The sequence below is a fragment of the Nocardia sp. XZ_19_369 genome, assembly GCF_015355715.1.
In the GTDB taxonomy this organism is placed as follows: domain Bacteria; phylum Actinomycetota; class Actinomycetes; order Mycobacteriales; family Mycobacteriaceae; genus Nocardia.
In genome coordinates, this window is the sequence record NZ_JACVED010000010.1 from 163,073 (window position 1) to 175,255 (window position 12,183).

Consider the following 12,183-nt stretch of genomic DNA (forward strand, 5'->3'; position numbering starts at 1 on the left):
CCGCTACCTCGCCGACGCTCGATGCGGCCGTGCGCGAGAATGCGCCGTGCCGCTGGTTCAATCGCGCGCTCATGACTGATCCTCTGCGGCCAGCGTGGTAGCGATCAGGCCGATGACCTCGCCGACCCGGCGCACGCCGACGAGTTGTTCCGGCTTGTAGCGCGGCAGGCCGAACGACCGCTCCAGCACGACGGTCAGTTCCATCAATCGCAGCGAGTCGAAACCCAGGTCCTCGATGAGCCGTTGACTGTCCTCGGCCGGGCCCTGCGGGTCGGGCGCCATGGCGTAAACCAGCTTGCGCACCCGCTCGGCCACGGCGGCATCGGCGGTCATGACCGCACCGCCCCGTCGCGCAGGTGCGGTTGCTGCCCGCCGGAGGCGAGCAGGTCGCGGGCTTCGTCGAGCGGCAGGTCGGTGTCGAGATAGCCTGCGATGCGCAGCCAGTCGTAGCCGATGGCCAGGGTGCGCCGCCACTGTTCCCGCGAGTCGAACGAGGCCGGGAACCCCGTCGCGGCCGGGTCCGCGGCGATGGAGCGGACCAGCGTGACGAAATCGTCGAGGACCGCGAGGCCGGCCACGGCGTCGTCGGCGTCCGAGAACCGCACCTGCCGAGCCGTTTCCAGCCGCGCGAGCAGTTCGTCACGCGACGCGGCGTTGGCAGGCACGAGGCGGCGCAGGGTCGCCGACGGGGCGACGTCCGCAGGCAATGGGTGAATGCCGAAGGCGGACAACACCACTCGCACTCCCATGGCGATCATTCGATGCGCGGCGATGTCGGCTACGGCGCCCTGACCATTCTTGACGGCACCCGCAAGATCCTCGCGAGCGTTCTCCAGCACGATGTTCGACCACACCAAGTTCAGTGCGCACTCGGTGAACCGGCGGGCGGGCAGCGGTGAGAGGGTCGCGATCGTGTCCTCGCGCGCGGCGCCGTTCACCCCGAGTGCCGGTGCCAGCGCGGAGGGCACCGGCGTGTACGGCCGCACCGGCTTACACATGGCGAGCGCGGGCGTGAGGGGTTCGCCACGGCGCCACTGCAAGCCGACGAAGCCGAGCCGGACGAACTCGGCCAGCTCGGCGGTGTTGTCGTGCGGTGCGCGGGTCAGCACCGCAGCGAGCGAATGGCGGAACACCACCGAACGCCAGGCGCGGGCACCGTTGTCCGAGAGCGCGAAAACCTCGCTGTCGCCGCGCACTACGTGCACGCGCCCGCCGATGGTCCAGGTGGTGACGCCGGGCACCCTGGCGAACACGATCTGGTCGGGATCATCGGCGACACCCTCGACACCGAACTCGGCGGCGAGTTCGAGCAGCTGATTCCAGGTGGCCTGTTCGGACAACGCCCGCGCTGTCGCGTCGCCGAGCACGCCCTGCGGTGTGTCGCCGTAGCTCCGCTGCGTGTCGTCGCCCGCCCATGCGCCCGGAGCACTGAGATCGCGGTAGCGGTCGACGAGTTCGGCTTTGCCGATCCGATCCAGTTGCTGCGGCAGCCATTTGGTCTCCAGGTAGCTCTCGCCCCGGCGGGCGGCCCACCCCTTCATGGCCTGGAGCAAGCCGTCGCGGGCCCAGTCGATCGCCTCGTCGCGCGCCTTCAGTGTGCGCAGCGCGACGGCGTAGCGCAGGGCCTGCACGGCGCGCGCGGTCCACCAGTCCGCGATCAGCGTCATGAACGTCGAGTGCGGCAACAGCGCGCGCAATCCGTCGACGTCGGGGCTACCCGGACGAATCACCGTCGCCCGCAGGAACCGCTGACACCGATTGAGCAGATCCTCGTCGAGCTCGGCCACGGTGGCGGCCTTCGCCACCTGGTCGAGCTGGCGGCGCAGCTGCGATTCCGAGCGCGTGCGCACCTCGACTCGACGGCCGTCGATGAACAGGACCGTCGGCAACGTGGGCAACTCCTCGTCGCCGGGCGCGAGCACCAGGAAGTCCACATCGGATCCCGCGTTCCCGAATCCTTCGGCGAGCGAACCCTCGAACAGGATGGTCGAATCCGTTGGCACCGAGACAATTTCCAGCGCTTGGTCGAGCAACTGGCGGACCCGCTCGGCCGCCAGAGTCGGCTCGGGGAGGTCGGTCGCGGCTCGCTCCAGGTTTTCGCCGGACCGGGGAGCCTCGCCACCACCGGCGTCGGAGTTGCGGGCAGCCTCTGGCTCGTGCACCACGGCGTCCGTCAGCGATCCGTCGCGGAACTGCTCCCACATATGACGCCTGCGCGGCTTACCACTCGACGTGCGCCGAATGATGCCGCGCGGCCCGGTGACTATCACCGCAGTCTGAGCAGGTCCCAGCTCGCTGCGAATGATCCTGCGCGCCTCAGGGATCCAATCGCCCGGCTTGGCCTCCGCGAACAGCGCAATCCCTTGGTCGCCGGGTTCGGTGATCGCGACGGCGGCGAGTTTGCCCTTGGTGATTCCGGTTTCCTGAGCAACGCGGGACTCGATGTCCTCCATGAACACCGAACGCCCGCGCACCTTCAGGCTCGACCCCATCCGGCCGAGCACGAATACCTCACCGCGATGCAGGAATCCGGCGTCACCCGTATACAGCGCGCCGTCGATGATCCTGGTGGACGCGCCTTCGGACTCCTCGGAGTAGCCCAGCGCCACCGAATCGCCGACCACCACCATCTCGCCGAGCGTGCCGTCGGGCAGCTTGCGACCGTCCTCGTCGACCACCGTGACGGTCGACTCCGGGGTCGAGTAACCGAGGCCCGTGATCCAGCCCGCGCCGTCCACGCGATGGGTGTCGTCGAGCAGTTCCCGGTCGAGGATGGTGATGGGTTCGCCGAAACGCAGCGTCGGGGTGTCGATGCGCAGGGCGGTGATCGGGCGATGCCGCGCCGACGAGGTCACCATCAGCGTCGACTCCGCCAACCCGTAGGCGAGTGTGTAGGCGCTCATCGAAAAGCCCCGTGGCCCGGTGAGATTCGCGAACGACTGGAGATCGGCCACCTCGACAGGCTCCGAACCGACGGCGAGCGTGCGCCAACCGGACAGGTCGAGATCGGCGATCTCCTCGGGCGAAACCCGGTGCGCCACATAGCCGAGCGCGAACGACGGCGACGGCGAGTGCTGGGCGTGCGCCATCGCGCGCAGCCAGCGCGCAGGGTCGCGGACGAACTGGTCCGGGCGCATCAGGTACAGATCGCCCTGGTTGGTGACGGTGGTGAGGAACGCGCCGACCAGTCCCATGTCGTGGTAGAGCGGCAGCCAGGACACCATCGCCTCGCCGCTGCGCCACTCGACCAGGGCGGAGATCATGGCGATGTTGTTCGCCAGGTTGTGCCAGCTCACCCGCACGCCACGCGGGGCGGCAGTGGAACCCGAGGTGAATTGCAGCAGCGCGCACTCGTCGGGCTCGCCGAACACGCGCTCCTCGGGAGCGCGCAGCGTGGACGCGTCGATCACCACGGGTTCGTCGGTGCGCCCGGCCACTGTCGCCGCCTGCCGCACCAGCTGCTCGAACTCCGTCGAGGTGACCACCAACCGGGGTTTCGCCCGCGTCAGAATGGCGGCGATGTGCGCGATGATCTGGTCGAGGTCGCCGAACATCGGCGGCGCGACCGGCGTGAACACGCCGCCGCACGCCCAGACCGCGTAGAACGCGGCGACGCAGGGGAATCCGGTCGGCATGATGACGCAGGCGCCGTCGCCGCTGCCCATCCCGTGCTGCCGCATCACCGCGGCGATCGACCAGGTGAGTTCGGCCAGTTCGGCGTAGCTGCGGTATTCCCAGCCGTCGGCCTCGTCGGCCAGGTAGATCCCGGCCGCCTCGGCCGGGGCGGCTAGCCAATCGCGGACGGCCGCAACGTCTTTGTCAGGATTCATCGCGGACATCTCCTTCGGCCAGCACCGTCACGGTCCCGTTCGTGCCATCGACCCGGATCCGCGCGCCGGTCCGCACCTTGGTCGTGACGTCCTTGACCTGGACCACCGTCGGCACCCCGAGTTCCCGCGCCACGATCGCGACATGGGTGAGCGGGCTGCCGCGCTCGATGACCAGCGCCGACGCCGAGGGCAGTGCGGCCACCCAGCCGGGATCGGTCCGATATGCCACCAGGATGCCACCCGCGACGTCGCGTGGCTCGTCCACCACGACGGCGGTCCCCTCGACGATCCCGGAGGCCGACGGTGTGCCCACGAGGACAGTCCCGGCTTCGGCCGCCGGGGTATCGGTGATGGGCACCCAGCCCTGGGTTGCCAGTTCGGCCCTACCGAAGGTCGATCCGGTGGTGACGAATCTGGCGGGCGCGACCAGCCCGGCGTCCTTGGCGCGCTGTGCCTTTCGCGCACCGACAAGGTCACGCAGGTCGGCGGTATCGGCCTGCTCGTAGCAGCCGCGCAGCTCCTGCACGGTCAGGTAGAACACGTCGGAGAACTCGTCGATGACGCCGCGCTCGGCCAGGTCGCGGCCCATCACCCGGATCATCCGCTTGACCATGCCGAAGGCTCTCGTCCGGCAGAACCGCAGCCGCTCACGGTGCGCGGCGCAGCGGGACACCTTGCCGCGCAACCGTTCATAGATCCTGCGCCGGATACCGTGCAGATGTTGGTCGAGGTATTTCTCGGCCTCGTCGTGATTGCCGAGCGGTGCGTCCGGCAGGGCGCTGCGCAGCATGATGAACAGGCTCGCCGGATCTTCGCGCAGGTCAGGTGTTTCCAGTTTGAGTTCGTCCAGGCTTCGGTAGCCGTAGCGGTCGATGTAGGCGTCGACCTCGGCGCGGAAGTCCGGATGGTTCGCCAGTGCCGGGTAGATCTGTTCCGGCGTAGTCGAATTCACCAGTGCGGTCAGCTCGGGGTCGGCGCGGGCCACGTCGGCGAGGGCCTTCATCGCGCGGGCGGGTTCGGCGGACTCGACGTCGGCGCCGGGACCGACGACCGCGTACAGGAACCACTCCGGCGCTTTCGGCAGCAGCAGCTTGGTGAGCAGGAACATCAACCCGGTGCAGGTCAGCAGGATCGCGTCGAGCACCATCAGCGGACCCCAGCGTTCGACCAGGTCGCGGTCCACCTTCCGGTACGCCGCATAGGCTTCGGCGCCGGACAGCGCGGTGTAGTCGATGGCTTCGTATTCGTCGTAGACGCGGTAGAAGTCGGTCATGAACTGTTCGACGATGGCGTCGATGCCGAACAGCCGCCGCAGATAGGTCAGGGTGGTCACCGAGCGCGAGCGGAGTCGGCTCAGCGGGTTCCCGAAGGTGAACGGGTGCAACGTCTTCGCGATGTCGTCGGGTAGCGGTTCGGCCACGCCGAGGGCGGCCTCCAGCACCTTGCGGTTCAGTGGGTAGCCCGGCGCGATGCCGACCATCCGATACCAGTGCAGCAGGTTGTAGTAGACGCGGCCGTGAAAGTAGCCGAGTAGCACCGGAGTCCAGCGCTCGGTCTGCCGCAGCTGCGCGTCGGGGACGCGGAGGGACTTCGCGTAGCCGTGGTACACCCGGCCGTAGATGTCGGCGGCGGTGGTGAAGGTCAGCGGCGAGGTGAGGCCGTTGAAGCTCTCGATGATGTTGGAGTTGTCCCAGATTCGCTGTTCGCCGTCGGGCATCACCTCGCCTGCGCCGCGGATAATCGCGCGGGGTGCTGCACCGAGCACCGTGGTGATCGGGCGTGACTGGAGGAACCAGAGTCCCGCGTCGTCGATCGCCCACTCCACATCCTGCGGGGCGCCGAACTCGACCTCCAGCTTGCGGCCCAGCTCGGTGATCTCGGTGATCTCGGCGTCGGTCAGCACAGGCAGCTCACGTTGTTCCGCCTCGACCGCGCTGACCGCGTAACCCTGATCGCCCTCGGCCACGTACGACCGGTCCTTGTCCCCCAGCACGGTCTCCAGCACCGTGCCGGAGGACTTGTCGACCACCACGGAGTCGGCGTCCACCGCACCCGATACCAGGCCCTCACCGAGCCCGTAGACCGCGCTGATGACCAGTTCGTCGCGCGCACCGCTGATCGGATTCGCGGTGAACAGTACGCCGCTGGCCCGCGCCGCGATCAGGCGTTGCAGCACCACGGCGACCGTGCCCGCTCGCGGCTGCTTGTTGGCGAAGGCGTAGCGCAGCGAACGCTCCGAGAAGGCCGACGCCCAGCAGTCGCGCACCCGGTCGAGCACCGCGTCTATCCCGTTGACGTTCAGAAAGGAATCGAACTGGCCCGCGTACGAGTGCTCCGGCCCGTCCTCGGCGACCACCGACGACCGGACCGCGATCGGGCCGTCGCCGAGCCGCCCGTAGGCCTCGGCGATCAGCGCGCGGAGCTCGTTGGGCAGCGGTGTCGCGGTGATTTCGGCCCGCACCGCGGCACCGGCGGCGAGCGCCGCATCCAGGTCTTCGAGAAGTGTGACCTCGGTCACTCTCCGTGCGAGGTCAGCTTCGGCGGTGAACCGCGCGAAGACGTCGGTGCCGAGCACCGTCCAGTCGGGAACGCGAAAACCGCACTGCTCCAGACGGTGCAGACCGCGCGCTTTACCGCCTCCGACGGCGGCGATCGTCGCGATATCGGTCCACGGTCCAAGCACCTGCACGGCATGCTCCCATCACCCCTGATCGTTACGCCGAGGCACCACGCACCGGCTCGTTCGGGCAGAGCACAACTAAGGGGTTGTATGGATATATCCGAGAATTCACCGCAGTGTTAGCCCACAATCCTAGGTGCTCGGTGCGGCGACCGCCGACGCGCGCTACGACCGTTAAGCTACGAAGCAGTTTCGGTGGGTTCGGTGAGGATGTGATTCGGGCGGTGAGTTGGACCTTCACTCCGGACGAGTTCGCCCACCTCTGGCGCGAAACCGACCTGGATCGGCACCCGTATCCGTTGCGCATCCTGGAAACGCCGCGCACCGAGGACGAGGCCGACAAGCTGCGCTCGACGCTGGAGGAACGGCTGCCGCTCGGCGCGGATCCCGATCTGAGCGCCTGCCTGCGCATCCTGGCGGCTCCGCACACCAGGATCGTCGCGATCGGCGGCACGCACACACCGGGCAGCGAGATCCGGCTGCTCGCCGCCGCGATCTTCGACCGGGCCGTGCTCGCGGTGCAGGAACCCGGTTCGTCACCCGATTTCGGCGGGCGCGTTCGGCTCTCGATCGGGCACAGCGGCAAGCTGGGCAACCGGATCGCCGGACTGCTGCCCGCCGCACCGCCCGGCAAGGAACCGGCCCGGGTGGCGCCGACCGACGCCGTCCGCGATGAAGAAGTGGTGGTTGCGCAGCAGCCGACCGCGCCGCGCATCCGCAAGCTGCTGCTGAAACCGCACAGCGCCGAAGGGCATATCCGGATCGAGCCCGGTCTGGATCGGTCCGCTCCGCCGCCGCCGATTCACTACACCTGGTTCGACGTCAAGGGTGACGGACGGTATCTCCTGCGGGCCGGCAAGGAAGTCCACATCACTCCCGCCTCGGCCGAACAGATCGGCGCGCAACTGCAGAAGCGCATCGGAGCCTGACCCGCTTTGTCGATGCCGACCGATAACCACTGGTGCCCGCGAGCAGGGCTACGGGCTAGTCTGAGTCGGACCGACCATCTCAGGGGTGTGCGATGACGATCGAGACCAGCCGAGCCGATATCGTCCGGTTCAAGCAAGCGGCCCAGGCAGGCACCGTCCAATTCGATCCGGCGGCGGCCCGGCGCTGCGCCGAGATGTACGACCAGCAGGCCGAACGGCTCATTCATCTGCAACAACGCCTCGAAACCGCCTCGGAGCTGGGCGGATTCGGCGGATTCGTGTCGGCGCAGCAATTACAGGCTGGGTTCAATCACAAAGCGCGGGATGCCGCCACGTTGCTAGATCACTACATCGAGGCGGCCTACCGAATGAAAGAGGCGTTTCTCATCAGCGGTGGGTTACTCGAAGAAGCCGACGCCGCCAACGCCGCCGCCCTGCGCGCCGTCGCCTCGAGGATCCCGCGATGACCGGCACCGATCCCGACTACATCAGCTCGATGGAGCACTTCGAGTCGATGCGGCACGAAGAGATCTACGCCAAGACCCAGCAGATCGACGCCGCCGAAATACTGCGCGCCTCGGTCGCCTGGCTCGAGGCGGCAGGCACGGTCAGCACCTCGTTCCCGCTCACCCGCGGCAGCGTGGACCGAGTGATGAACTCGATGGAGTGGAAGGGTGCCGCCGCCGACGCCGCGTACGCCAGCATCCGCAGCTTCGCCGCCTCGGCCGACGAACTGGCCGCCGTCATGGGCCAGGTCGGTGCCCGGCTCGGCGGTGTCGCCGCCGCGGCCGAGGCGGTCAAGATCGCGGTCGCCCCGCCCGGATCCTCCGGACCCATCGGCGCGGTGGCCCGACTACTCGAGGCGGCGCACGTCATCGACGCGAAGATGGCGGAGGAGGCGCTGCGCCAAGAAGCCGTGCTGGCCATGAACATGGTGTACAAGCCGGCCTACGGAATGGCAGGCAAAGCCGTTCCCGCACTCCCCCCGCCCCCGCAGTTGCCCGCGGAAGTAGCGCCCGCGCCCACCATGCCGCAGCAGCGGCGAACGGTGCCGATCCAACCGGAATGGGTGCCGCCACAGCAGGATCAGCCGGACGGGCAGCGCCCCGACGGGCAGCAGCCGAACGGTCGCCCGTCGACCCCCACACCCTCGGTGCCGGAATCGCAAGCGCCGCCGAGCACTACGACCCCACCGCGACCAGTGCCCGACCCGACGCCGACGCCACCGCCGACAACACAGGCACCCCCGTCGACCCAACCGGCACCACCGCCGACCACTGAGGCACCGCCGACGCAGCAAGCACCACCCTCCACGCAACCGGCACCACCGACTACTCAGCAGGCACCCCCACCGACCGCCGAGGCACCACCATCCACGCAACCGGCGCCTGCCCCGTCAACTCAACAGGCACCCCCACCGGAGCCACCCCCGACGCAACAGGCCCCACCCCCGCCACCACCGGCTCCGCCGACCGAGCAAGCACCGCCACCCCTCCCCTCGCCACCACCCCAACAACAGATCCCAGACCCGGCACAACCCCCTGTGCCGCTCCCGGATCCAGGTGGCCAACCAGGTGTCACCGGCCCCATCCCCTCGGAAGACGAACAGCCACAACCCCCTTCAACCACCAACCAGCCAGGCGTGGTCCCCTCCCAGAAGTAGCCTGTCAAGCCTGGTTTCCGTGACCAATGGGGCATGGCGGCGCAAACCCCGCCACCATGCCCCGGCTCGGCGCGCAGCCAGTCGACAAGGGGACATGTCGGCGGGGAAGTGCGCGTAGGAGCGCCCCTATGTCCCGCTCGGCGCGCAGCCGGTCAACGAGGGGACATATCGGCGGAGAAGTCAGCGTAGGAGCGCCACCACGTCCCGCTCGGCGCGCAGCCAGTCAACGAGGGGGACATGGTGGCGGAGAAGTGCGAGTGCGGGCGCCGTGATGTCCCGTCGATCATGAACGGCACCGTTGGTGCTTGGGTCAGACCTTGACGAGGTCGTCGGCGTGGATTACCGGGCGCTGCATGGTGTCCGGGAGTTCGGCGGTGGAGTGGCCGAGCATGGTGGACAGTTCGGTGCTGTCGTAGGCGACTACGCCGCGGGCTACGACGTGGTTGTCGGGGGCGACGAGGTCTACGACGTCGCCGCCGTAGAAGCGGCCGCGTAGGCCGGTGATGCCTGCGGCGAGGAGGGAGCGGCGGGCTGCTACCGCGTGGGCCGCGCCTTCGTCGATGAGCAGGGCGCCTCGGCTGTCGGCGGCGTGGCGGACCCAGAACTTGCGGGCGGACAGGCGAACTGGGCGGGCGGCGAATGCGGTGCCGACCTTGCCGCTGGTCAAGGCCTCGTCCGCTGCGGTGGCGGCGGCAAGGAGCACGGGGACGCCGGCGTCGGCGGCGAGGCGGGCTGCGGACAGCTTGGAGGCCATGCCGCCGGTGCCGAGCGCGCCTCCGCTGCCTGCGATCACACCGTCCAGGTCGGCGCTGCTGCGCACCTCGGGGATGAAGCTGGCGGCACCCTTGCGCGGGTCGCCGTCGTAGAGGCCCTCCACGTCGGAGAGCAGCACCAGCGCGTCGGCGCCGACGAGGTGGGCGACCAGCGCGGCCAGCCGGTCGTTGTCGCCGAAACGGATCTCTTCCGTTGCGACGGTGTCGTTTTCGTTCACCACGGCGACCGCGCCGAGCGAACGCAAGCGGTCGAGGGTGCGCTGCGCGTTGCGGTGGTGCTCGCGGCGCGCGAAGTCGTCCGCGCTCAGCAGAACTTGGCCGACGGTACGGCCGTAGCGCGCGAACGAAGTCCCCCACGCGTGCGCCAGCGCCAGCTGCCCGACACTCGCCGCGGCCTGCTTCGTCGCGAGATCACGTGGGCGCGTGGTCAATCCGAGCGGCGCGATACCCGCGCCGATGGCACCCGAGGACACCACCACCACATCGGATCCCGCGCGCATCCGCGCCTCCACCGCATCGGCGAGCCGATCGAGCCGTTCGGTGTCCAGCCCACCTGCCAAACTGGTGAGCGCCGACGAACCGATCTTCACCACCACCCGGCGCGCCGAAGCGATCGCCAGCCTGGCCTCACTCAACCCCGAATCCGCCGCCGTAGCACCCGAACTCACCGTCATCGCCCTCGAACTCCCTGCGCAACAACAACACTCGCCGACACCGAACCCACCATTACAAGCTCCCGCTCAACGAAGCATCGAAACGCGGGCACGGCTACTCCTCGTCGTCCTGCACCAACCCGCGGCGCACGCGCGAGGCATGCTTGCGCTCGGCGGCGCTGATCCGGTCGTCCTGTTCCAGTCGAATGTCGGTGCCTCGCCCGGTGGGCACCCTTTCGATGCCCGCGGTGATCTGTGGTTCCCACTCGAAGGTCACATTGCCGATCGTCACCGGAGCACCAGGTTCGGCACCCTGCTTGACCAGTTCGTCTTCGACGCCGAGGCGGGCCAGGCGGTCCGCGAGGTAACCGACGGCCTCGTCGTTGTCGAATTGGGTCTGCTTCACCCAGCGTTCCGGCTGTGCGCCGCGCACGATGAAGCCGCCCGGCTCCTGCGGATCCGCGATCACGCTGAAACCGGACTCGTTGACCGCGATCGGCCGGATCACCGGACGTGCGGGCGCGGCCTTCGGATGCGCCGCGCGATACTGGAGCACCAGGTCCGCGAGCGCGAAGGTCAAGGGCCGCAAGCCTTCCCGGCTCACGGCGGAGATCTCGAAGACCGGCCAGCCGCGCGCGGTGAATTCGGGGGTGACCATTTCGGCCAGCTCGGCGGCGTCCGGCACGTCGATCTTGTTCAGGATCACCACGCGGGGCCGATCGGCCAGATCGCCGAGGTCGGCGTCGGCGCTCAGCGCGGGCTTGTAGGCGGCCAGTTCGGCTTCCAGCGCGTCCACATCGGACACCGGGTCCCGACCCGGCTCGAGGGTGGCGCAGTCGACCACGTGCGCGAGCACCGCGCAACGCTCCAGGTGCCGCAGGAAGTCGAGGCCGAGACCGCGCCCTTCGCTGGCACCCGGGATCAGGCCGGGCACGTCGGCGACGGTGAAGGTGGTGTCGCCGCTGAGCACCACGCCGAGGTTGGGCACCAGGGTGGTGAACGGGTAGTCGGCGATCTTCGGCTTGGCCGCCGACAGCACCGACACCAGCGAGGACTTGCCCGCGGACGGGAAGCCGACCAGGCCGACATCGGCGACGGACTTGAGCTCGAGCACCAGATCGCACTCTTCGCCGTCCTCGCCGAGCAGCGCGAAGCCGGGAGCCTTGCGCGCCTTCGAGGCGAGCGCGGCGTTGCCGAGCCCACCCCGGCCGCCGCGGGCGGCGATGAAGCGGTTGCCCGCGCCGACCAGGTCCATCAAGACCTTGCCGTCGCCGTCGAGCACCATGGTGCCGTCGGGCACCTTGAGCAGCAGGTCGATGCCCTGCTTGCCGTCGCGGTTGCTGCCTTCGCCCGGCTTGCCGTTGCCCGCCTTGGCGTGCGGGTGGAAGTGGAAGTCGAGCAGGGTGTGCACGTTGGGGTCGACCTCGAGGATCACATCCCCGCCGTGGCCACCGTTACCGCCGTTGGGTCCGCCGAGTGGCATGAACTTCTCGCGGAGTACCGAAGCACACCCGTGTCCGCCTTTGCCGGCCCGCACATGCAGTACGACACGGTCGATGAACTTGGACATATGCCGAATCATCCTCCTTCAGGACTGGTCGATCGCAGAGGTACGTCTGATGAAACGCGAAAACGGGCCAGGGTTGCGACCCTGA

The 12,183-nt window shown here is 68.8% G+C and carries 8 protein-coding genes; 3 read left to right on the forward strand and 5 right to left on the reverse strand.

What is annotated here, in order from left to right:
* Positions 1-69: 69 nt before the first annotated feature.
* From IBX18_RS33645 to IBX18_RS33655, 3 genes are read right to left on the reverse strand one after another with little or no spacing between them, the layout of a single operon-like run.
* Complete coding sequence (locus tag IBX18_RS33645; protein WP_194837516.1) at positions 70-333, reverse strand: acyl carrier protein; 264 nt, start codon at positions 331-333, stop codon at positions 70-72.
* Positions 330-3,830: an AMP-binding protein gene (locus IBX18_RS33650; RefSeq protein ID WP_194837517.1), complete on the reverse strand. Its 3,501-nt coding sequence runs from the start codon at positions 3,828-3,830 to the stop codon at positions 330-332. The genes IBX18_RS33645 and IBX18_RS33650 overlap by 4 nt, the downstream gene beginning before the upstream one ends.
* The gene (locus IBX18_RS33655) at positions 3,820-6,519 is read right to left on the reverse strand and encodes a phosphoenolpyruvate synthase (protein WP_306796527.1); all 2,700 of its coding nucleotides are present in this window, start codon (positions 6,517-6,519) and stop codon (positions 3,820-3,822) included. The genes IBX18_RS33650 and IBX18_RS33655 overlap by 11 nt, the downstream gene beginning before the upstream one ends.
* Before the next feature lie 215 nt (positions 6,520-6,734).
* Between IBX18_RS33655 and IBX18_RS33660 the strand changes: the two genes are divergently transcribed.
* The 3 genes from IBX18_RS33660 (at position 6,735) to IBX18_RS33670 (ending at position 9,102) form a co-directional block, all read left to right on the forward strand.
* Positions 6,735-7,439 carry an ESX secretion-associated protein EspG gene (locus IBX18_RS33660; RefSeq protein WP_194837518.1) on the forward strand — a complete coding sequence of 235 codons (705 nt, stop codon included), beginning with the start codon at positions 6,735-6,737 and terminating at the stop codon, positions 7,437-7,439.
* Positions 7,440-7,531: 92 nt separating this feature from the next.
* On the forward strand, positions 7,532-7,906 hold the full coding sequence (locus tag IBX18_RS33665; protein ID WP_107654808.1) for a hypothetical protein: 375 nt from the start codon (positions 7,532-7,534) through the stop codon (positions 7,904-7,906).
* A complete protein-coding gene (locus IBX18_RS33670; RefSeq protein ID WP_194837519.1) occupies positions 7,903-9,102 on the forward strand; it encodes a hypothetical protein in 1,200 nt (399 codons plus the stop codon). Before IBX18_RS33665 ends, IBX18_RS33670 begins: the two co-directional genes overlap by 4 nt.
* A gap of 310 nt (positions 9,103-9,412) precedes the next feature.
* Here IBX18_RS33670 and proB read toward each other — a convergent pair whose 3' ends face one another.
* Together proB and obgE are read right to left on the reverse strand one after the other, a co-directional pair.
* The gene (proB, locus tag IBX18_RS33675; protein ID WP_194837520.1) at positions 9,413-10,549 is read right to left on the reverse strand and encodes a glutamate 5-kinase; all 1,137 of its coding nucleotides are present in this window, start codon (positions 10,547-10,549) and stop codon (positions 9,413-9,415) included.
* A gap of 94 nt (positions 10,550-10,643) precedes the next feature.
* Positions 10,644-12,098: a GTPase ObgE gene (gene obgE, locus IBX18_RS33680; protein ID WP_194837521.1), complete on the reverse strand. Its 1,455-nt coding sequence runs from the start codon at positions 12,096-12,098 to the stop codon at positions 10,644-10,646.
* Positions 12,099-12,183 lie beyond the last annotated feature (85 nt).